The sequence below is a fragment of the Pseudomonas sp. S3(2024) genome (genome assembly GCF_036861315.1).
GTDB lineage: Bacteria > Pseudomonadota > Gammaproteobacteria > Pseudomonadales > Pseudomonadaceae > Aquipseudomonas > Aquipseudomonas putida_A.
Window position 1 is genome coordinate 22,234 of sequence record NZ_JAZAQQ010000003.1, and the last position, 19,939, is coordinate 42,172.

The following is a 19,939-nucleotide window of genomic DNA, read 5'->3' on the forward strand; positions in this document are numbered from 1 at the left end:
AGATTGGATTTGGAGATATCGATGCCGACCCAGGAAATCATGGCAAAACCCTCTTACACTCAGAAGTGAGAGTGCTCTGGCTTTGCCCACGCTTGTGATTCGAGTGGCGCTCGTCCAACTGTTCGGGCTTATGGGCCAGAGTAGAAAGGTGGATGGCAGCTTTGCTCCCACTCGTGCTTCAAGCACCGCGGACTCACAGCTTGCCATCCACCCCTCTCACCCCAGAGTTTATTCCCTTACTCAGACACAAGCGGGCTTGCTCGCGAAGCTTTTAAAGGGCCAACTGGCGGCGTAGTTCGGCCAGTACCGGCGCCGTATCCGGACGCACCCCACGCCACAGGAAAAACGCCTCGGCCGCCTGTTCAGCCAGCATCCCCAGACCATCCATCGACACTGCCGCGCCATGCTCGCTGGCCCAGCGGCAGAACGCAGTCGGCTCCTTGCCGTACATCATGTCGTAGCACAGGGTCTGGCCCGGCTCGATCAGGCTCGCGGCAATCGGCGGCACGTCACCGGTGAGGCTGGCGGAGGTGGCGTTGATGATCACGTCCACCGGCTCCTGCAACCAGTCGAAACCACTGGCCGACACCGGCCCCAGATCACAGAACAGCTCGGCCAGCAGCTCGGCCTTGTCCACCGTGCGGTTGGCGATAATCACCGACGCCGGCTTCTCCGCCAGCAACGGCTCCAGCGCACCACGCACCGCGCCACCAGCGCCGAGCAGCAGGATGCGTTTGCCGATCAGGCTGAACCCGGCATTCACCGTCAGGTCGCGTACCAGACCGGCGCCGTCGGTGTTGTCGCCGAGCAGCGAACCGTCGACCAGTTTGCTCAAGGTGTTCACCGCACCAGCGCGCTGCGCGCGAGCGGTCAGGCTGTTGGCCAGGCGAAAGGCTTCTTCCTTGAACGGCACAGTAACGTTGGCGCCACGACCGTCCTGGAAGAACGCCATGGCGCAGGCGCTGAAGTCGTCGAGCGGCGCCAGCAGGGTGCTGTAGTCGAGGCGCTGACCGGTCTGCTCGGCGAACAGTTTGTGAATCATCGGCGACTTGCTGTGACCGATCGGGTTACCGAAAACGACGTAACGATCCATCAGCAGTCCTCAGGCCTGGGCCAGCCAGTCGCGGTCTTGCAGGAAGTAGTCGGTCAGGCGCGCTTCTTCGCTGCCGGGCTCGGCCTTGAAGTCATAGGCCCAGCGCACTTGCGGCGGCAACGACATGAGGATCGACTCGGTACGCCCGCCCGATTGCAGGCCGAACAGGGTGCCTCGGTCGTAGACCAGGTTGAACTCGACGTAGCGGCCACGGCGGAATTCCTGGAATTCACGCTGTTTCGCAGTGAACACATCATTCTTGCGGCGCTGCACGATGGGCAGGTAAGCGTCGATGTAGGCATCACCGATGGCGCGCATGAAGGCGAAACTGGTGTCGAAGTCCCACTCGTTCAGGTCATCGAAAAACAGGCCGCCGATGCCACGCGGTTCATGCCGATGCTTGATGTGGAAATAGGTGTCGCACCAGGCCTTGTAACGCGGATAGACGTCCGGCCCGAAAGGCGCGCAGGCCTGTTCGGCGACGCGGTGCCAGTGGATGCAGTCTTCCTCGTTGCCGTAATAGGGGGTCAGGTCGAAGCCGCCGCCGAACCACCAGACCGGCTCTTCACCTTCCTTCTCGGCGATGAAAAAGCGCACGTTTGCGTGGGACGTCGGCACATGCGGGTTGTGCGGATGGATCACCAGCGACACGCCGAGGGCTTCGAAACCGCGACCGGCCAGTTCCGGGCGATGGGCGCTGGCCGACGGCGGCAGCCCGCTGCCGAACACGTGGGAAAAGTTGACGCCGCCCTTTTCGATCACCGCACCGTTCTCGATCACACGGGTACGACCGCCACCACCGGCAGGCCGGGTCCAGGCGTCTTCGACGAAGCGCGTGCCGCCGTCCTCGGTTTCCAGCGCGGCGCAGATGCGGTCTTGCAGGTCGAGCAGATAGGCCTTTACGGCGTCGGTGCGGGTCGTCATGGCTTCACCTTGAATCGGGCATAACTACGCGGGCGCCCCGCAGGCAGGGGGCGGCGCAAATGGGCGCGTAGCATAACACCGCAAACCTGCGCGCCGCAGTTGACGAAGATCAAGCAGGGGAGTTGGATAGGGGGCTTACAAACGACCCAAGGAGAGCAGGCAGATGGCAAAGCGTATCCAGTTCCGCGCCCACGGCGGTCCCGAAGTGCTCGAGTTTGTTGACTACGAACCCGCCGCGCCCGGCCCGAATCAGGTGCGGGTGGCGAACAAGGCGATCGGCCTGAACTTCATCGATACCTATTACCGCAGCGGTCTGTATGCCCCGCCAGCCTTGCCGTCCGGCCTCGGCGCTGAAGGCGCCGGCATCGTCGATGCGGTGGGCAGCGACGTCACCCGGTTCAAGGTCGGTGATCGCGTGGCATATGGCAGCGGCCCGTTGGGCGCCTACAGCCAGTTGCACACCCTGCCCGAAGCCAATCTGGTGAAACTGCCGGACGAGATCAGCTTCGAAACCGCAGCCGGGGTCATGCTCAAGGGCCTCACCGTGCAGTACCTGCTGCGCCAGACCTATGAACTCAAGGGTGGCGAAACCATTCTGTTCCACGCCGCTGCCGGGGGTGTCGGTTCATTGGCCTGCCAATGGGCCAAGGCACTGGGCGTGAAGCTGATCGGTACGGTCAGCTCCAAGGAAAAAGCCGAACTGGCAAAGGCCAACGGTGCCTGGGCAACCATCGATTACAGCCACGAAAACGTGGCACAGCGGGTGCTGGAGCTGACCGATGGCAAGAAAGTCCCGGTGGTGTACGACGGCGTCGGCAAAGACACCTGGCTGACCTCGCTCGACAGCGTTTCGCCGCGTGGGCTGGTGGTGAGTTTCGGCAACGCCTCCGGTGCGGTGGACGGGGTAAATCTGGGGATTCTTTCGGCCAAGGGCTCGCTGTACGTGACCCGCCCGACCCTGGCGACCTACGCCAATAACGCCGAGAACCTGCAGCGCATGGCCGACGAGCTGTTCGAGATGATCATCAGCGGCAAGCTCAAGGTCGACATCAGCCAGCGCTATCCACTGGCTGATGCGGCGAAGGCGCAGACCGAATTGTCGGCACGGCGCACCACCGGCTCCACCATCCTGCTGCCCTGACAAACCTTCGGCGTCTTGCCAGTCAGGGTTGCAAACCCACGGCTGGCAAGTCAGTTCGAACGCGTTCAACACCTCGGCAGATGACACTCCAACGGTTTCTGCACCACGTGGCCAACCGCCGGATCAGGCGGTTGGACCGCCGCGAGAATTTGCCGCCACTCGGCTGACAACACCCAGTAATCGCCGCGTGCGCGCTGGTCGATATGCAGGGCATTGGAGGCGATCGGCATCAGGCCGAAACGCTGGTAGAAGCGCAGCTGTTGCGATCTGCACAACGCGGTTACCCCGTTATAACCGCATTTAATGGCCCACTCGGTAGCGGCCGCCAGCAGACCGTTGACCGCGATGGGCAACTGATTGGGCGTGTACGACATCAATCGGCTGAATTCGACATGGCGCGACAGCGCCACCGTGGGTGAAACGTGTTGCTGCGCCAGCGATACCCACTCGAACGGTGCCGGAGTCGCTCTCAATACCGCCAACAGTTGATCGTGCCGATACAGCAGGAAATGGGTACTGCGCGACTTTATCGCCAGCCTGGTTTCGAGCATCCGCGCCCGTGAAGTCAGCATGTAATGCTGCAACCGAAGCCGAAATTGCCGATCGATAAACCGGTCGAACTCCTGAGTATCCGCCCCTGCCTCAAGCATCACGATGCGACAACCCTCATGGTGACTCTTCAACGTCACCTGAAGCGCCTGCAGGTAATCCGTGAGTTGCAAATTGGTAGTGTCCATTCTTTCTCCGCAGACCTTAACTTATCGAAGTGTTTCGAGTGCAGGGAAAGGATGGTTGCTTTTGCCGATTCCGCCACGCCAGAAAGTCTGATAATCAAGTGGGAAAAGCCAATGAATCCGGGGACTTGGCGAATTTTCCGACAGGGAAACCGGCGTCATTGCAGGATAATTCGCAGGCACGCGTAGTCTTCCTCGCCATCAAGGCGAGGAAGACTCACGGTAAAGGTTTTCGACGCAGGATCAGTCGGGACGAATGACCTTGCCGGTTGCCAGATCGCGGATCACGCTGGGGTTCTTGCGCCCACCCAGCTGCCCGCCAAGGATCAGGTCGATCTGCCCACGGAAATACTGCTCGACGCGCAACCGCGTGCGCGCCGCCGGCCGCCCCTGCGGGTTGGCCGAGGTGGAAATCAGCGGCCCGACCATCGAGCACAGATCCCGCACCTGCGGGTGATCGCTGACACGCAGCGCCACCGTGTCATGCACGCCCGTCACCCATTCCGGCAACAGGTTCTGATGCGGCACCAGCCAAGTGTTCGGCCCCGGCCAGGTGCTGGCCATGCGGTCAATCCACTCTTGCGGGAAGTCTTCGAACAGGAAGTCGAACTGGCGGATGTTGTCGGCGACCAGGATCAGGCCCTTGTCCACCGAACGGTTCTTGATCGCCAACAGACGATCCACTGCCTCTTCGTTCCACGGGTCGCAACCCAGCCCCCAGACGGCTTCGGTTGGATAGGCAATCACCGCCCCGGCGCGAATCTCTCGTGCGGCTTGTTGCACACGCCAACTGTTGACCATGAAAAAACTCTCCGAAAACAGGTTTTGCGCAGTTTACCGATCTTCCCTGTAAAACCTAGCGTGTCCTCGCCAGCCAGCGACCGTTTTCACACACTGCGCGGCCGTCCATTTCCAGCTCGGTGAGCGCCGCGAGGACTTTGGGCAACGCCCAGCCGCTGCTTTCGACCAAGGCTTCGCTGGTGTGCGGCGCGGCGTGCAGCAGATCAAGCAAGGGATGCGCGGAATCCGGCGGGTCTGTGGATAACGGCAAATGCTGCCAGCCGCGCAGGGCTTCGAGAATGTGTTCGATGGTTTCCACCAGCACCGCGCCGTCGCGGATCAACTGATGGCAACCGCGTGCGCCGGGGTGATGGATCGAGCCGGGAATCGCATACACCTCGCGGCCCTGTTCCGCCGCCAGCCGAGCGGTGATCAGTGAACCGCTGGCGACACTCGCCTCGACCACCAGCACACCGAGGGACAAACCGCTGATGATCCGGTTGCGTCTGGGGAAGTTGCTCGCCGTCGGCCCGGCGTCCAGTGGAAACTCAGAAACCACTGCGCTGCCCGAGGCAATCATCGCGTCGGCCAGTCGACGATTGCGCTGTGGATAAAACTTTTCCAGGCCGGTGCCGAGTACGCCGACGGTTTGCCCGCCGACATCCAGAGCCGCTTGATGCGCAGCCGCATCGATACCCAGCGCCAAGCCACTGGTGATGACGAAACCGGCCCCGGCGAGGCTGCGGGAAAACGCGGCGGCGGTGTCCATTCCCGGACGTGAAGCACTGCGACTGCCGACCATCGCCAGTTGCGGTTTTTCCAGAATCAGCGGATCACCGGCGACGAACAACAGCGGTGGCGGGTCAGGGATCTGCGCCAGCAGCGCCGGATAATCCGCCTGGTCCAACATCAATAGATGCTGGCCGGGCCGCTCTAGCCAGCGCAATGCATGGCTGGCGCCGTCGCGCACTTCAGGGTTGCGCCGGGCCTCGGCCGACGCCGCTGGCAGACCCAGCGCTCGCCAGGCACTGGCCGGCGCGCTCAGGGCTTTTGACGCCGAGCCGAAGGCTTCAAGCAGTTTGGCAAAACGTTTCGGACCGATTTCCGGCAAGCGGTGCAGGCGCAAACGCGCTTCCAGTTCCGCAGGGGAAACCGGCGTACAGGCAGACAGCATCGTGGATCATCCTTGATCGTTATAAGTCCCGAACCATTCGGAACAAGCTGTGGATAACTCTGTTGGTAACTTGTTAAGCCTGCTAAGGATTTCGCACCTTGTCGAGCACCGCCAGCGAGCGCGATGCGTTGAGTACGAGGCCGTAACTGAGCTTGTCGTAGGTGCGGAACACCATCAGCAGACCGGCCCGTTCATCGGGAATTTTCAGCGGCTGGCCGGTGACCCGGTCGCGCACGGTTTCCCCGGTTTTCATCACCACCAGCACATTGCCTTCGGCCAGACCGTCGCGCTTGCCTTTGTTCAGGGTGACCACGTCCATCACGCCGATCTGCGTGACGCCGCGCGGCACGTCGATGATCAGGCCGTTGATGTTGGTGCTCGGGGCGCTGGGCATGAAAGTCGAATTGATCGAGCGCTCTTCGCCGCTGAACAGACGATCGCCCAGACGTACTTCCTGGGTGGTGCGTTGCAGGGCGAGGGTGGCGACGTCGCCCTCGGTGGCGACGATTTCACCGCCGCCGATGTCGTCGGCGTTGATCCCGAGGAATTCCTTGGTCTGCGGGTCGGTGTAGACCTTGCCCTGGCGGAAGATGCCGTACACCGGCTGATTCGGGTCGAAGTGGCCGCGAGCAAAGATCCGGTCGCCGGTGCCGCTGAGCACGCGTTCGGCATCGCCGGCGACGATGTACGGCGCCTTGTCGAAGTCCTCGACCTTGTCGACGATGCGGTTGCTCAGCAGGAAACTGTTGATCGATTTCAGCGGAATGCTCGGAATCGCCTCGGCCACCGGGCTGGTGCGGATGCGTGGCGACAGCTTGATGGTGCCCCGTGACTCGCCGCGATTGAGGGTCAGTTGCGGCTGGCCGTTGACGTAACGGAGCGTCAGCGTGTCGCCGGGGTAGATCAGGTTGGGGTTTTCAATTTGCGGATTGGCCCGCCACAGCTGTGGCCATTGCCAGGGCTCGCGCAGGTATTTGCCGGAAATGTCCCAGAGGGTGTCTCCCGAAACCACCGTGTATTGCTGTGGAAAACCATCCCTGAGTTGCACTTGCCCTTGCGCAGCCGCGGCCGAAGCCAGAAGCAGCAGGGCGAGTAGTGTTTTCCTCATGCAGCGAATCCCTTTATCATGTGCGTTCGCGTGAACCGTCAGAGCCCCCGTGGCTCGCTACTGCAAATTGCATTAGCTACGCTTCACAACGGTAGCCTGCATCTTCGGACCTGCCAGGCCATCGACCCGACTTTACTCAATACGTGCAGCAATCAGCCTATGGCCATTTTAAACATCCTCGAATTTCCGGACCCGCGTCTGCGTACTATCGCCAAGCCTGTGGCAGTAGTGGACGACGAAGTGCGTCAGTTGGTCGATGACATGTTTGAAACAATGTATGAAGCGCCGGGCATCGGCCTCGCCGCGACCCAGGTCAACGTGCACAAACGTATCGTCGTGATGGACCTTTCCGAAGACCGCACCGAACCCCGGGTGTTCATCAACCCCGAGTTCGAATCGCTGACTGACGAGATGGATCAGTACCAGGAAGGCTGCCTGTCGGTGCCGGGTTTCTACGAAAACGTCGACCGCCCGCAGAAGGTCAAAATCAAGGCACTGGACCGCGACGGCCAGCCTTACGAACTGATCGCCGAAGGCCTGCTCGCGGTGTGCATCCAGCACGAATGCGACCACCTCAACGGCAAGTTGTTCGTCGATTACCTGTCCACGCTCAAACGCGACCGGATCAAGAAGAAACTGGAAAAGCTGCATCGCCAGAACGCTTGATGCCCTCCTTCAAAGGCTTGCTGCGGCAAGCCTTTTTCTTTTTATGAGATTCCCTTCATGACTGAGCCATTGCGCATCGTTTTTGCCGGCACCCCGGAATTCGCCGCCGAGCACCTCAAGGCTCTGCTGAACAGCCCTTACGAGATCGTTGCGGTCTACACCCAACCGGATCGTCCGGCCGGTCGCGGGCAAAAACTGATGCCGAGCCCGGTCAAACAGTTGGCCCTGGAAAATAATATCCAGGTGTTGCAGCCGCCGACCCTGCGCAACGCCGATGCTCAAGCCGAGCTCGCCGCGCTGAAACCGGACTTGCTGGTGGTGGTCGCCTACGGCCTGATCCTGCCGCAAGCGGTGCTGGATATTCCGCGTCTGGGCTGCATCAACAGCCACGCCTCGCTGTTGCCGCGCTGGCGCGGTGCGGCGCCGATCCAGCGCGCCGTGGAACACGGTGATGCCGAAAGCGGCGTGACCGTGATGCGCATGGAAGCCGGCCTCGACACCGGGCCGATGCTGCTCAAGGTCGTGACCCCGATCTGCGCCGACGACACGGGCGGCACGCTGCACGACCGCCTCGCCGAAATGGGTCCGCCCGCCGTGGTTCAGGCAATTGCCGGCCTGGCCGCTGGAACCCTCGAAGGCGAAGTGCAGAACGACGAGCTCGCCACCTACGCCCACAAACTGAACAAGGACGAAGCGCGCCTCGAATGGAGCCGTCCGGCGGTCGAGCTGGAGCGTCTGGTACGCGCCTTCAATCCATGGCCGATTACCCACAGCACCCTCAAAGGCGAAGCGCTGAAGGTATTGGCCGCGACGCTGGCTGACGGCAAAGGCGCTCCGGGTGAAATCCTCAGCGCCAGCAAGGACGGCCTGATCGTCGCCTGCGGTGAACAGGCGCTGTGCCTGACCCGCCTGCAACTGCCCGGCGGCAAGGCGCTGAACTTCAGCGACCTGTTCAACAGCCGTCGCGAGAAATTCGCTGTCGGCACCGTGCTCGGCGCCATGGTGGCCGCGCAATGAACCCGCGTCTGGCCGCCGCCAAGGCACTCGCCGCCGTGCTCAGCGGCAAGGCTTCGCTCAACAGCTCCCTGCCGACGCAACTGGACAAGGTCGAGGACCGTGATCGCGGCTTCACCCAGGATCTGGCGTTCGGCACCGCGCGCTGGCAGCCACGGCTGTCGGCGCTGGCGGAAAAACTTTTGCAGAAACCGTTCAAGGCTGCCGATGCCGATGTCGAGGCATTGCTGCTGGTCGGTCTCTATCAACTGCTCTACACCCGCGTGCCGCCGCACGCGGCCATCGGCGAAACCGTCGGTTGCGCCGACAAGCTGAAAAAGCCGTGGGCCAAGGGTCTGCTCAACGCCGTGCTGCGCAATGCCCAGCGCGAAAGCGAGACGATTTTTGCCGAGCTGGAGCGCGATCCGGTGGTGCGCACCGCCCACCCGCGCTGGCTGCAGAAATCCCTGAAAGCCTTCTGGCCGGAACAATGGGAAGCGATCTGCGCGGCGAATAACGCGCACCCGCCGATGATCCTGCGGGTCAACCGCCGCTATCACAGCCGCGACGCCTACCTCGGCTTGCTCAGCGAGGCCGGCATCGCCGCCACGCCGTGCGTTTACAGCCGCGACGGCATCGTCCTCGACGCCGCCACCGACGTGCGCAGCCTGCCGGGTTTTGCCGAAGGCTGGATCAGTGTGCAGGACGAAGCCGCGCAACTGGCCGCCGATCTGCTCGATCTGGCGCCGGGTCAGCGCGTGCTCGATGCGTGTTGCGCGCCGGGCGGCAAGACCTGCCACATCCTCGAAGCCGAACCGGCGCTGGCCGGCGTGGTGGCAGTGGACCTGGAAGCCAAGCGGCTGGTGCGGGTGAAGGAAAACCTTGAGCGGCTGGGCCTGAGCGCCGACCTGATCGCTGCCGACGGCCGCGACACCGCAGCATGGTGGGACGGCAAGCCGTTCCAGCGCATCCTGCTCGACGCGCCGTGCTCGGCCACCGGCGTGATCCGCCGCCATCCGGACATCAAGCTGACCCGTCAGCCGGACGACATCGCTGCCCTCGCGCAACTGCAAGGCGAGCTGCTCGACGCCCTGTGGAAAACCCTCGAAGTCGGCGGCATCCTGCTCTACGCCACTTGCTCGACCTTGCCGACCGAGAACACCGAAGTCATTGCCGCGTTCCTTGAGCGTACGCCCGGTGCCCGCGAACTCGACCTGGCCACCACGGCCGGGATCAAACAGCCCCATGGTCGCCAATTGCTGGCCCAGCAGGGCGGGCATGACGGGTTCTACTACGCCAAGCTGATCAAGATCGCTGCCGCGCGCGGCTAAACGGATTCAACGGAGTGACTGGATGAAAATCATCATCCTCGGTGCGGGACAGGTCGGCGGTTCGCTGGCTGAACACCTGGCGAGCGAAGCCAACGACATCACCGTGGTCGACACCGATGGCGAACGCCTGCGCGACCTCGGCGACCGTCTCGACATCCGCACCATTCAGGGCCGCGGCTCGCTGCCGTCGGTGCTGCGTCAGGCCGGCGCCGACGATGCCGATATGCTGGTGGCGGTGACCAACAGCGACGAGACCAACATGGTCGCCTGCCAGGTCGCGCACACCCTGTTCCACACCCCGACCAAAATCGCCCGGGTGCGCGAAGCGTCTTATCTGAACCGCGAAGAACAGCTGTTCCAGAACGAAGCGATTCCGGTCGACGTGCTGATCAGCCCCGAGCAGGTGGTGACCAACTACATCAAGCGCCTGATCCAGCATCCGGGCGCGCTGCAAGTGATCGACTTCGCCGAAGGCCAGGCGCAGCTTGTCGCAGTGCGCGCCTATTACGGCGGGCCGCTGGTGGGTCAGCAATTGCGCCAGTTGCGCGAGCACATGCCGAATGTCGAGACGCGTGTCGCGGCGATTTTCCGCCGCGACCGGCCGATCCTGCCGCAGGGCGATACGGTGATCGAGGCCGATGACGAAGTCTTCTTCATCGCCGCCCGTGAGAATATTCGCGCGGTGATGAGCGAAATGCGCCGTCTCGACGAAACCTACAAGCGCATCGTGATTGCCGGTGGCGGGCAGATCGGCGAGCGCCTGGCCGAGGCCATCGAGAGCCGCTACCAGGTGAAAATCATCGAGATGAGCCCGGCGCGCTGCCGCTATCTCTCCGACACCCTCGACAGCACCGTGGTGCTGCAGGGCAGCGCGTCGGACCGTGATCTGCTGCTGGAAGAGAACATTGCCGACGCCGACATCTTCCTCGCCCTGACCAACGATGACGAAGCCAACATCATGTCGTCGCTGCTGGCCAAACGGCTGGGGGCGAAGAAGGTGATGACGATCATCAACAACCCGGCTTACGTCGACCTGATCCAAGGCGGCGACATCGACATCGCTATCAGCCCGCAACTGGCGACCATCGGCACCTTGCTGGCTCACGTACGGCGGGGCGATATCGTCAGCGTGCACTCATTGCGCCGGGGCGCGGCGGAAGCCATCGAGGCGATTGCCCACGGGGATGCGAAGTCGAGCAAGGTCATCGGCCGGCCGATCGACAAAATCGGCTTGCCACCGGGCAGCACGATTGGCGCGATCATCCGCAACGAAGAAGTGATCATCGCCCACGACGATACGGTGATCGAAACCGGCGACCATGTGATTCTGTTCCTTGTGGATAAAAAGCATATTCGCGATGTGGAGAAGCTGTTTCATGTGGGTTTGAGCTTCTTCTGATCCAGAAATATCGACGGTTGTAATGGCCTCTTCGCGAGCAAGCCCGCTCCCACAGGGGGAATGCATTCCAAATGTGGGAGCGGGCTTGCTCGCGAAAGCGGTGTAACTGACACCGATCTACGCCTGACACTCCACAGAAAAGGACTGCATCAATGCTCGAATCCCTGGAAAAAATGCTCGCCAAGGGTGTGGATAACTCATTGCTGCGCTTTGGCCTGGGCAAGGGTTATCTGGATTTGGGAGAGAACGCCAAGGCAGCCGAGCATTTCCAGCGCTGTGTCGGTTTCGACCCGAAGTACTCGGCGGCGTGGAAGCTATTGGGCAAAGCGCAACTCGCACTCGGCGATCACGCGGCCGCACGGCAGGCGTGGGAACAAGGTCTGGAAGCCGCCCGCGCCCATGGCGACAAGCAGGCCGAGAAGGAAATGACGGTGTTTCTGAAGAAGCTCGACCGCCAGGCGCAATAATTTAGAGATAACGCAGGCCGATGCCCTCGGCATCCACCGTCACCACTTCCATTCGCACCCGCGGCGCGCCTGTGGGTAAATCCTGCACCTGGCCATAAACCACCGCACCCTTGGGCAATGACGCCAGGCGCGGATGCTGCACATACACGCCGGTGGCCGACAGATTGCGCGTCTGCCCGAGGCATTCGCCGAAGCTGTCGTGGGTGATCTTGATGCGGAAGGATTTGCGTTGTTCGGACATCTTTATGCGCCCTTGAATGAACGGGTTGTGGATAACCTCAAGCAAGATCAAAAGATCACAGCCTTCGGCGTTCCTACAGGTTATCCACAGAGTGTGCCAACTTGTTCAGTACCAGCGCGCTTCGCCCGGCGGACGTTTCTTGAAGCGCTTCATGCTCCACATGTATTGGCTTGGATACGCGGCAACGTAGCGTTCAACGACTTTGCTCATCGCTGCGCAGGATTCCTCGGTATCGGTGCTGTACATGGCCTCGGGCGCCGCTTCGAGGATCACTTTGTAGCCGGAGCCGTCCGGCAGGCGCAGGGCGTGCAGGAACACGCCGACCGCTTTGCCGCCGGCGAGCATGTTCGGCACGAATTTACTGGTCAGCGCCTGGGTGGCGAAGAACGGTACGAAGATCCCCGCGGATTCGGCCGGTTCCGGGTCAGCCGGAATGCCCACTGCACCACCTTTGCGCACTTCCTTGATAACGCTGAGGATGCCTTCCTTGGTGGAGGCAGCGACCTTGTTGCCCAGCTGCACGCGTTGCTTGCGCAGTAATTCATCCACAGCCTTGAGCTTTGGCGGGCGGTAGAAAATGATCGGTTTGCACTGGCTGCAATAGAAGTGGTTGAGCACTTCCCAGTTGCCCAGGTGGCTGGTGATGCCGACCACGCCTTTGCCCGAGGCCAGCGCATCCTTGAGGATGTCGAGGCCTTCGACTTCGCGCACCAGATCGATGGAACGCTGGGCCGGCCAGATCCAGGCGCAGGCACTTTCGGTCAGGGACTTGCCGATGTCTTTGAGGCTCTGGCCGACCAGGCGCTCGCGCTCGGCCGAGTCCATTTGTGGAAAACATTTGGCGAGGTTGATCCGCACCACGTCGCGGGAACGGTTGGGGGTTTTCCACATGATCCAGCCGATCGCCGAACCCACGGCCTGCACGGCCCGCCATGGCAGCAGGGCAAACAGCCGCAGAGCGCCTACCAGCAAGGCGCCTTTAAACTTTTCCACAGGTCACTCCTGATTTTCTGCTGTGCGCGAGGCGGCCATTCTAACCGCCGTTGACCAGCTGCGCGTAGCGGTCGCAGTCCTGAGTGTGATCCATGACCATGCCCGAAGCCTGCATCAGTGCGTAGCAAATGGTTGGGCCAACGAAGGTGAAGCCGGCCTTTTTCAGGGCTTTGCTCATCGCCAGCGCTTCGGGGGTGATCGCCGGGACTTCGCTGCGATCCTTGAAATGATTGATGATCGGTCGATCGCCGACGAACGACCAGAGGAAGGCCACCGGATCCTCCAGCGCCAGCCAGGCCTGGGCATTGCGTCGGGCGGCATTGAGTTTGAGGCGGTTGCGGATGATCCCCGGATCGAGCATCAGTTCATCGATCTCGGCGTCGCTCATCTGCGCCACGCGCTGCACGTCGAAGCCGTACAACACCTCGCGGTAGCGCTCGCGTTTACGCAGCACGGTGATCCACGACAGCCCGGCCTGGAACCCTTCGAGCAAAAGCAACTCGAACAAACCCTGCGCATCGCGTAGCGGCGTGCCCCACTCCTGATCGTGATAAGCCATGTACAGCGGATCTTCGGTACACCAAAAGCAGCGTGGCATAAGGCTCCAGGGGGCGTGCGCAGCAACGAATCGGGTATACTCCCGCTCTTTAAATCGCAGCCCAAGAAACAGGTGAATTTCGTGAGCCAGCCTACGCCAGCCGTGCGTACCTTCCAAGACTTGATCCTCGCGCTCCAGCAATACTGGGCCGAGCAAGGTTGTGTGGTACTTCAGCCCTACGATATGGAAGTAGGCGCCGGCACTTTCCACACCGCGACCTTCCTGCGCGCCATCGGCCCGGAAACCTGGAACGCCGCGTATGTGCAGCCAAGCCGTCGTCCGACTGACGGCCGCTACGGGGAAAACCCGAACCGTCTGCAGCACTACTATCAGTTCCAGGTCGTGCTGAAACCGAACCCGGACAACTTCCAGGAACTGTACCTGGGCTCGCTCAAGCATGTCGGCCTGGACCCGCTGGTCCACGACATCCGCTTCGTCGAAGACAACTGGGAATCGCCAACGCTGGGCGCCTGGGGTCTGGGCTGGGAAGTCTGGCTCAACGGCATGGAAGTGACCCAGTTCACTTATTTCCAGCAGGCCGGCGGCATCGAGTGCTACCCGGTCACCGGTGAAATCACCTACGGTCTGGAGCGTCTGGCCATGTACCTGCAGGGCGTGGATTCGGTCTACGACCTGGTCTGGGCTGACGGCCCGTTCGGCAAGGTGACCTACGGCGACGTGTTCCACCAGAACGAAGTGGAGCAGTCCACCTACAACTTCGAACACGCCAACGTCGACAAACTGTTCGAACTGTTCGATTTCTATGAAAGCGAAGCCAAGCGCCTGATCGAACTCGACCAGCCGCTGCCGTTGCCAAGCTACGAAATGGTCCTGAAGGCCTCGCACACCTTCAACCTGCTGGACGCGCGCCGGGCGATCTCGGTGACCGCGCGTCAGCAATACATCCTGCGCGTACGCACCCTGGCGCGTTCCGTTGCGCAAGCCTACCTGCTGGCCCGCGCCAAGCTGGGCTTCCCGATGGCGACCCCGGACCTGCGTGACGAAGTACTGGCCAAGCTGGAGGCTGCACAATGAGTGCTCAAGATTTTCTGGTTGAACTGGGCACCGAAGAACTGCCGCCAAAAGCCCTGAACACCCTGGCTGAAGCGTTCCTCGCCGGTATCGACAAGGGCCTGCAAGCTGCCGGCCTGAGCTACGAAAGCAAAACCGTCTACGCCGCACCGCGTCGTCTGGCGGTGCTGATCACGGCGCTGGCGACCCAGCAACCGGATCGCAGCATCAACCTGGATGGCCCGCCACGTCAGGCCGCCTTCGACGCTGAAGGCAACCCGACTCAGGCAGCCCTGGGCTTCGCCAAGAAGTGCGGCGTCGAGCTGAGCGAAATCGACCAGAGCGGCCCGAAACTGCGTTACAGCCAGAACATCGCCGGCAAGCCAACCGCAAGCCTGCTGCCGACCATCGTCGAAGATTCGCTGAACGACCTGCCGATCCCGAAACGCATGCGTTGGGGTGCGCGCAAGGAAGAGTTCGTGCGTCCGACCCAGTGGCTGGTGATGCTGCTCGGTGACCAGGTCATCGACTGCACCATCCTCGCGCAGAAGGCTGGCCGCGACTCCCGTGGTCACCGTTTCCATCACCCGGAAAGCGTGCGCATCGGTTCGCCGTCGAGCTACTTGGCCGACCTGCGTGCCGCCTACGTGCTGGCCGATGCCAACGAGCGTCGCGAGATCATCAGCAAGCGCACCGAAGAACTGGCGACCCGTCAGGAAGGCACCGCGATCGTGCCGCCGGCGCTGCTCGATGAAGTGACCGCGCTGGTCGAATGGCCGGTGCCGCTGGTGTGCTCGTTCGAGGAGCGCTTCCTCGACGTGCCGCAGGAAGCACTGATCACCACCATGCAGGACAACCAGAAGTACTTCTGCCTGCTGGATGCCGACGGCAAGTTGCTGCCACGGTTCATCACCGTCGCCAACATCGAAAGCAAAGATCCACAGCAGATCATCGCCGGTAACGAGAAAGTGGTTCGCCCACGCCTGACCGACGCCGAGTTCTTCTTCAAGCAAGACAAGAAGCAGAAACTCGAAGCCTTCAATGATCGCCTGAAGAACGTGGTGTTCCAGGAAAAACTCGGCAGCGTCTACGACAAGGCCGAGCGCGTTTCGAAACTGGCGGCCTACATTGCCGCGCGAATCGGCGGCAACGCTTCCTGGGCGGCCCGTGCCGGCCTGCTGTCGAAGTGCGACCTGGCCACCGAAATGGTCGGCGAGTTCCCGGAGATGCAAGGTGTCGCCGGTTACTACTACGCGCTCAATGACGGCGAGCCGGAAGATGTCGCGCTGGCGCTGAACGAGCAGTACATGCCACGCGGTGCCGGTGCTGAACTGCCGGCGACCTTGACCGGTGCCGCTGTAGCGATCGCCGACAAGCTCGACACCCTGGTCGGCATCTTCGGTATCGGCATGCTGCCGACCGGCAGCAAAGACCCGTATGCCCTGCGCCGTGCGGCCCTCGGCGTGCTGCGCATCCTGATCGAGAAACAACTGGATCTGGACCTGAACGACGCCGTGGCTTTCGCCGTGGCTGCGTTCGGTACCAAGGTCAAGGCTGCCGGTCTGAACGACGCGGTGCTGGAATTCATCTTCGACCGTCTGCGTGCGCGTTACGAAGACGAAGGCGTCGATGTCGCCACTTACCTGTCGGTACGTGCCCTGAAGCCGGGTTCGGCGCTGGACTTCGACCAGCGTGTGCAAGCGGTTCAGGCCTTCCGCAAACTGCCGGAAGCGGCAGCGCTGGCGGCGGTCAACAAGCGTGTATCGAACCTGTTGAGCAAGGTTGAAGGCTCGGTGCCGACCGTGGTCGAGGCCAAGTACTTCGACAACGCCAACGAGTTCTCGCTGTACTCGGCGATTCAGCAAGCGGATCAGGCGGTGCAGCCAATGGCCGCAGCGCGTCAGTACAACGAATCGCTGGCGCGTCTGGCGGCATTGCGCGAGCCGGTGGATGCGTTCTTCGACGCGGTGATGGTCAATGCCGAAGACGCCAAGGTCCGGGCCAACCGCTACGCGCTGCTCGCGCGTCTGCGTGGTCTGTTCCTCGGGGTTGCCGACATTTCGCTGCTGGGTTGAGGGATTGCTGTTGAAACTGCTGATTCTCGATCGGGATGGAGTGATCAATTACGACTCCGACGCTTACATCAAGTCGGTGGAGGAGTGGATTCCACTGCCCGGCTCGATCGAGGCGATTGCGCAGTTGAGCAAGGCCGGCTGGACGGTGGCGGTCGCTACCAACCAGTCGGGCATTGCTCGCGGCTATTACGACCTTGCCACCCTCGACGCCATGCACGCGCGCCTGCGCACGCTCGTGGCAGAGCAGGGCGGTGAAGTCGGGCTGATCGTGTACTGCCCGCATGGTCCGGACGAGGGTTGCGATTGCCGCAAGCCGAAGCCGGGGATGTTGCAAACCATCGCGGCGCATTACAACGTGGCGCTGACGAATGTCTGGTTCGTCGGCGACAGCCTTGGTGACCTGGAGGCCGCCAAAGCCGTCGATTCACAGCCCGTTTTGGTAAAGACCGGGAAAGGCGAAAAAACTCTGGGCAAGACCCTTCCGGTCGGCACCCTGATTTTTGACGATCTGGCGGCGATTGCCGCAGAACTTATCCACAACTAGAGTGCTTCTGAAGTTCCTGACCAGGGATTGATCGGGAGTGCGCTTGAACAGTCGGGCATCGCCCGTAACGGTAAACGTCGCCATGTCGATACTGCAGGCCATCAGAATTTTTCTCTTTTACCTGCTGCTGGGCACTACTGCCTTGCTGTGGTGCAGCCTGAGCTTTTTTATCGCGCCCTTTCTGCCGTTCAAGGCGCGTTATCGTTTCATCAACGTGTACTGGTGCCGTTGCGCCTTGTGGTTGACCAAGGTGTTTCTCGGCATTCGTTACGAGATCAAAGGTGCGGAAAACGTGCCGGATCGGCCCTGCGTGATTCAGTCGAACCACCAGAGCACCTGGGAGACGTTCTTTCTCTCTGCTTATTTCTCGCCCTTGAGCCAGGTGCTCAAGCGCGAATTGCTCTACGTGCCGTTCTTCGGCTGGGCCATGGCCATGCTGCGGCCGATCGCGATTGACCGCGACAACCCGAAAGCGGCGCTCAAACAAGTCGCGGCCAAGGGCGATGAACTGCTCAAGGACAACGTCTGGGTATTGATCTTCCCTGAGGGCACCCGCGTTCCTTACGGCACCGTCGGCAAGTTCTCGCGCAGTGGCAGCGCGTTAGCGGTAAATGCGGCGCTTCCGGTGCTGCCGATTGCACACAATGCCGGCAAATTCTGGCCGAAAATCGGCTGGGGCAAGACGCCGGGCGTGATCACCGTGGTTATCGGTGAGCCGATGTATGCCGAAGGCACTGGTCCGCGCGCCATCGCCGAGCTGAACGACCGGGTACAGGCCTGGAACGAACAGACCCAGCGCGAAATGGGTTCGCTGCCACCAGCACCGCAGGCGCCTGCCGCGAATGATCAGGTGGCTGTCTGAGATTTTGTGGATAACCTGTGTACGGTTTTGTTGAAAAAGCCTGAATATTGAAAGTAACCGATTGATTTACTTATATATTTCTCAAGCTCATAAAACACCGTAAAAGGTGCATAAGTTTTTTTCGGAAGTAAAAAAACCGGCTGATATAGCCGGTTTTTTTGAGCCTGTTCACTCGCAGATCAGCGGTAACTGCAGCCGGAACGTGGTGCCTTGATCGACGATACTGTGGCACTCGATGTTACCGCCATGATGGTCGACTACTGCCTTGACCATCGACAGCCCCAACCCAACGCCATCAATCCCCTGCGCCGACGAAAAGCGCCGGTACTGGGTGAACAGATCCGGCAGCTCCTCGGCGGCAATGCCTTTGCCCTGATCGGTCAATTCACAGCATAGCCACTCACCCTGGCAACTGACGTTCAACTTGATCGTGGTACCGACCGGGCTGTACTTGATGGCGTTCTCCAGCAGGTTGAACAAGGCGCGGGTCAGCAGGCCCTGGTCAGCGTTGATCAGACGCTCTTGGGATTGTTCGTCCATCGTGTGCAGCAGTTTGATGCTTTTCTGCTGAGCAATGGGCAGCGCCTGATCCAGCACGTCCAGCACCAGCATCGCGAACAGACTGGGCTGGAACTGATAAGCCTCGGATTCGGCCCGCGCCAGCAGAACGAAACCGTCAGTCAGATCGAGCGCCCGGCGTACCTGGCGCTCGATCTGCTCGAACAGCGGTGAATCCGCGCCGGCTTGATGGCGATGTACATCGAGCAGGGCCAAAATCGCCGAATGCGGGGCGCGCAGATCGTGGGAAAGGAACCGCAGCAAGACCCCACGCTGTTCTTCTGCGGCGCGTTCGGCGCTCAGATCGGTGAGGCTCAGCAGCCAGCCGATGGGAGTATCGCCATCCACCGGCAGCAAAGCCGCCCGTTCCAGACGCAAACTGCGTTCCTTGTGATCGCGAAACTCCAGCAGCGTCAGGTCCGACAGCGCCGGGCGTGGTTCTGTGGACAATTCCGGATAACCGAGGCGGGCCAGTTGCTCGAGAACATAGTCACCGACCAGCGGGTCATCGAACAATACCCGGGCCTTGCGGTTTCCCAGCAGAATCTGCCCCTTGGGATCGCTGATCAGCGTCGCCACCGGCAGGTATTCCAGACCGTCGGCAATGAAACGCCGGGTATCGCGGGTGCGGCTCATGGCTTGCTCCAGTGCCATGATCTGGCCCTGCAGCTGATCAGCGCTGGTGAATTGCGCACGGCGCCGCTCGGGAAATACTTTCGGCTCGCGGTCCAGTCGGGCCAGCTCCCAGCCAAAATACGTCAGCACCACACTCAGGCGCCGCCAGTTCCAGATCAGGTAGCCGAACAACATGCCCAGCGCCGCTGGAGTCGGGGACCACCAGTGTCGAACTTCCGCCAGCCCGGCGCTAGCCAGCAGCACACAAGTCACACCGCACGATGTCACCCAGATCGCCCAGCGCGGGCGCCACAGCAACAATCCGAGTACGCAGGCTACCAGCCCTACCGAAAGCAACGCGCTCCACATCGGTACCACGTCGTGCAGATTGATCTGCGCGCGATACGACAACAAGGCAGTCAGCGGCAACAGCACTAGACTTATCCACAACCAATCACGCACCAGCCGTCGAAACAGACGCTGGACCTGACTTGGCTCGCGGCTTTCACGCCGACGCGGGCTATTCATGACAAACAGGGCAGGGGACAGTGAATGGTTTCATGGGCCACAGGTCTGAGGATGTAGATCCGAAGAATCATAGCGGACGTCGACCGATGGTGGACTGCTTACTT

At 61.5% G+C, this 19,939-nt stretch carries 20 protein-coding genes; 10 read left to right on the forward strand and 10 right to left on the reverse strand.

Features of this window, described 5'->3' with window-relative positions:
* Window positions 1–271: 271 nt before the first annotated feature.
* The gene (gene aroE, locus VLA07_RS09315; protein WP_333989094.1) at window positions 272–1,093 is read right to left on the reverse strand and encodes a shikimate dehydrogenase; all 822 of its coding nucleotides are present in this window, start codon (window positions 1,091–1,093) and stop codon (window positions 272–274) included.
* A 9-nt stretch (window positions 1,094–1,102) separates the two neighbouring features.
* Complete coding sequence (hemF, locus tag VLA07_RS09320; protein WP_333989095.1) at window positions 1,103–2,017, reverse strand: oxygen-dependent coproporphyrinogen oxidase; 915 nt, start codon at window positions 2,015–2,017, stop codon at window positions 1,103–1,105.
* A gap of 163 nt (window positions 2,018–2,180) precedes the next feature.
* Between hemF and VLA07_RS09325 the strand changes: the two genes are divergently transcribed.
* Window positions 2,181–3,158, forward strand: a complete 978-nt coding sequence (locus tag VLA07_RS09325) for an NADPH:quinone reductase (RefSeq protein ID WP_095139775.1) — start codon at window positions 2,181–2,183, stop codon at window positions 3,156–3,158.
* A gap of 65 nt (window positions 3,159–3,223) precedes the next feature.
* Here the strand turns inward: VLA07_RS09325 and VLA07_RS09330 are convergent, their stop codons facing one another.
* From VLA07_RS09330 to VLA07_RS09345, 4 genes are all read right to left on the reverse strand, one after another.
* Entirely contained in the window at window positions 3,224–3,895 is a 672-nt protein-coding gene (locus VLA07_RS09330) for a hypothetical protein (RefSeq protein WP_098966436.1), read from the reverse strand.
* A 240-nt stretch (window positions 3,896–4,135) separates the two neighbouring features.
* A complete protein-coding gene (locus tag VLA07_RS09335) occupies window positions 4,136–4,693 on the reverse strand; it encodes an L-threonylcarbamoyladenylate synthase (RefSeq protein WP_007962683.1) in 558 nt (185 codons plus the stop codon).
* A 55-nt stretch (window positions 4,694–4,748) separates the two neighbouring features.
* Window positions 4,749–5,846, reverse strand: coding sequence for a DNA-processing protein DprA (gene dprA, locus VLA07_RS09340; protein WP_247269467.1), 1,098 nt, complete (start codon window positions 5,844–5,846; stop codon window positions 4,749–4,751).
* 82 nt (window positions 5,847–5,928) lie between these two features.
* Window positions 5,929–6,954 (reverse strand): LysM peptidoglycan-binding domain-containing protein, encoded by a 1,026-nt coding sequence (locus VLA07_RS09345; protein WP_139055031.1) that lies wholly within the window; start codon window positions 6,952–6,954, stop codon window positions 5,929–5,931.
* Window positions 6,955–7,113: 159 nt separating this feature from the next.
* Between VLA07_RS09345 and def the strand changes: the two genes are divergently transcribed.
* The 5 genes from def to VLA07_RS09370 all read left to right on the forward strand — a co-directional run bounded on the left by def (window position 7,114) and on the right by VLA07_RS09370 (window position 11,810).
* Window positions 7,114–7,620: a peptide deformylase gene (def, locus tag VLA07_RS09350; protein WP_027610272.1), complete on the forward strand. Its 507-nt coding sequence runs from the start codon at window positions 7,114–7,116 to the stop codon at window positions 7,618–7,620.
* 57 nt (window positions 7,621–7,677) lie between these two features.
* Complete coding sequence (fmt, locus tag VLA07_RS09355) at window positions 7,678–8,637, forward strand: methionyl-tRNA formyltransferase (RefSeq protein WP_333989096.1); 960 nt, start codon at window positions 7,678–7,680, stop codon at window positions 8,635–8,637.
* The gene (gene rsmB, locus VLA07_RS09360) at window positions 8,634–9,944 is read left to right on the forward strand and encodes a 16S rRNA (cytosine(967)-C(5))-methyltransferase RsmB (RefSeq protein WP_333989097.1); all 1,311 of its coding nucleotides are present in this window, start codon (window positions 8,634–8,636) and stop codon (window positions 9,942–9,944) included. Before fmt ends, rsmB begins: the two co-directional genes overlap by 4 nt.
* A 22-nt stretch (window positions 9,945–9,966) precedes the next feature.
* Window positions 9,967–11,343, forward strand: a complete 1,377-nt coding sequence (gene trkA, locus VLA07_RS09365) for a Trk system potassium transporter TrkA (protein ID WP_333989099.1) — start codon at window positions 9,967–9,969, stop codon at window positions 11,341–11,343.
* A 152-nt stretch (window positions 11,344–11,495) separates the two neighbouring features.
* On the forward strand, window positions 11,496–11,810 hold the full coding sequence (locus tag VLA07_RS09370) for a tetratricopeptide repeat protein (RefSeq protein WP_027610275.1): 315 nt from the start codon (window positions 11,496–11,498) through the stop codon (window positions 11,808–11,810).
* 1 nt (window position 11,811) lies between these two features.
* Here the strand turns inward: VLA07_RS09370 and VLA07_RS09375 are convergent, their stop codons facing one another.
* From VLA07_RS09375 to VLA07_RS09385, 3 genes are all read right to left on the reverse strand, one after another.
* Window positions 11,812–12,051 (reverse strand): PilZ domain-containing protein, encoded by a 240-nt coding sequence (locus tag VLA07_RS09375; RefSeq protein ID WP_007960749.1) that lies wholly within the window; start codon window positions 12,049–12,051, stop codon window positions 11,812–11,814.
* 105 nt (window positions 12,052–12,156) lie between these two features.
* Entirely contained in the window at window positions 12,157–13,044 is an 888-nt protein-coding gene (locus VLA07_RS09380) for a lysophospholipid acyltransferase (RefSeq protein ID WP_333989100.1), read from the reverse strand.
* Window positions 13,045–13,084: 40 nt separating this feature from the next.
* Complete coding sequence (locus VLA07_RS09385) at window positions 13,085–13,642, reverse strand: DNA-3-methyladenine glycosylase I (RefSeq protein WP_027610277.1); 558 nt, start codon at window positions 13,640–13,642, stop codon at window positions 13,085–13,087.
* A gap of 81 nt (window positions 13,643–13,723) precedes the next feature.
* Here VLA07_RS09385 and glyQ point away from each other — a divergent pair, with 81 nt between their 5' ends.
* The 4 genes from glyQ to VLA07_RS09405 all read left to right on the forward strand — a co-directional run bounded on the left by glyQ (window position 13,724) and on the right by VLA07_RS09405 (window position 18,134).
* Complete coding sequence (gene glyQ, locus VLA07_RS09390; RefSeq protein WP_003187265.1) at window positions 13,724–14,677, forward strand: glycine--tRNA ligase subunit alpha; 954 nt, start codon at window positions 13,724–13,726, stop codon at window positions 14,675–14,677.
* Window positions 14,674–16,728, forward strand: a complete 2,055-nt coding sequence (glyS, locus tag VLA07_RS09395) for a glycine--tRNA ligase subunit beta (RefSeq protein WP_103367979.1) — start codon at window positions 14,674–14,676, stop codon at window positions 16,726–16,728. Before glyQ ends, glyS begins: the two co-directional genes overlap by 4 nt.
* Before the next feature lie 4 nt (window positions 16,729–16,732).
* Window positions 16,733–17,272 carry a D-glycero-beta-D-manno-heptose 1,7-bisphosphate 7-phosphatase gene (gmhB, locus tag VLA07_RS09400; RefSeq protein ID WP_177325594.1) on the forward strand — a complete coding sequence of 180 codons (540 nt, stop codon included), beginning with the start codon at window positions 16,733–16,735 and terminating at the stop codon, window positions 17,270–17,272.
* An 82-nt stretch (window positions 17,273–17,354) separates the two neighbouring features.
* Window positions 17,355–18,134 (forward strand): lysophospholipid acyltransferase family protein, encoded by a 780-nt coding sequence (locus tag VLA07_RS09405; RefSeq protein ID WP_027610279.1) that lies wholly within the window; start codon window positions 17,355–17,357, stop codon window positions 18,132–18,134.
* Between the two features lie 168 nt (window positions 18,135–18,302).
* Here VLA07_RS09405 and VLA07_RS09410 read toward each other — a convergent pair whose 3' ends face one another.
* Window positions 18,303–19,835, reverse strand: coding sequence for a sensor histidine kinase (locus VLA07_RS09410; protein WP_333989102.1), 1,533 nt, complete (start codon window positions 19,833–19,835; stop codon window positions 18,303–18,305).
* Window positions 19,836–19,939: the final 104 nt, after the last annotated feature.

Excerpts from the sequence above, each read along its gene's own strand:
- VLA07_RS09385 (WP_027610277.1), bottom strand. The coding sequence starts at position 13,642 with ATGCCACGCTGCTTTTGGTGTACCGAAGATCCGCTGTACATGGCTTAT.
- VLA07_RS09330 (WP_098966436.1), bottom strand. The coding sequence starts at position 3,895 with ATGGACACTACCAATTTGCAACTCACGGATTACCTGCAGGCGCTTCAG.
- VLA07_RS09405 (WP_027610279.1), top strand. The coding sequence starts at position 17,355 with ATGTCGATACTGCAGGCCATCAGAATTTTTCTCTTTTACCTGCTGCTG.
- dprA (WP_247269467.1), bottom strand. The coding sequence starts at position 5,846 with ATGCTGTCTGCCTGTACGCCGGTTTCCCCTGCGGAACTGGAAGCGCGT.
- VLA07_RS09325 (WP_095139775.1), top strand. The coding sequence starts at position 2,181 with ATGGCAAAGCGTATCCAGTTCCGCGCCCACGGCGGTCCCGAAGTGCTC.
- rsmB (WP_333989097.1), top strand. The coding sequence starts at position 8,634 with ATGAACCCGCGTCTGGCCGCCGCCAAGGCACTCGCCGCCGTGCTCAGC.
- VLA07_RS09335 (WP_007962683.1), bottom strand. The coding sequence starts at position 4,693 with ATGGTCAACAGTTGGCGTGTGCAACAAGCCGCACGAGAGATTCGCGCC.
- VLA07_RS09410 (WP_333989102.1), bottom strand. The coding sequence starts at position 19,835 with ATGAATAGCCCGCGTCGGCGTGAAAGCCGCGAGCCAAGTCAGGTCCAG.
- trkA (WP_333989099.1), top strand. The coding sequence starts at position 9,967 with ATGAAAATCATCATCCTCGGTGCGGGACAGGTCGGCGGTTCGCTGGCT.
- VLA07_RS09370 (WP_027610275.1), top strand. The coding sequence starts at position 11,496 with ATGCTCGAATCCCTGGAAAAAATGCTCGCCAAGGGTGTGGATAACTCA.
- VLA07_RS09345 (WP_139055031.1), bottom strand. The coding sequence starts at position 6,954 with ATGAGGAAAACACTACTCGCCCTGCTGCTTCTGGCTTCGGCCGCGGCT.
- fmt (WP_333989096.1), top strand. The coding sequence starts at position 7,678 with ATGACTGAGCCATTGCGCATCGTTTTTGCCGGCACCCCGGAATTCGCC.
- aroE (WP_333989094.1), bottom strand. The coding sequence starts at position 1,093 with ATGGATCGTTACGTCGTTTTCGGTAACCCGATCGGTCACAGCAAGTCG.
- glyS (WP_103367979.1), top strand. The coding sequence starts at position 14,674 with ATGAGTGCTCAAGATTTTCTGGTTGAACTGGGCACCGAAGAACTGCCG.
- VLA07_RS09375 (WP_007960749.1), bottom strand. The coding sequence starts at position 12,051 with ATGTCCGAACAACGCAAATCCTTCCGCATCAAGATCACCCACGACAGC.
- hemF (WP_333989095.1), bottom strand. The coding sequence starts at position 2,017 with ATGACGACCCGCACCGACGCCGTAAAGGCCTATCTGCTCGACCTGCAA.
- def (WP_027610272.1), top strand. The coding sequence starts at position 7,114 with ATGGCCATTTTAAACATCCTCGAATTTCCGGACCCGCGTCTGCGTACT.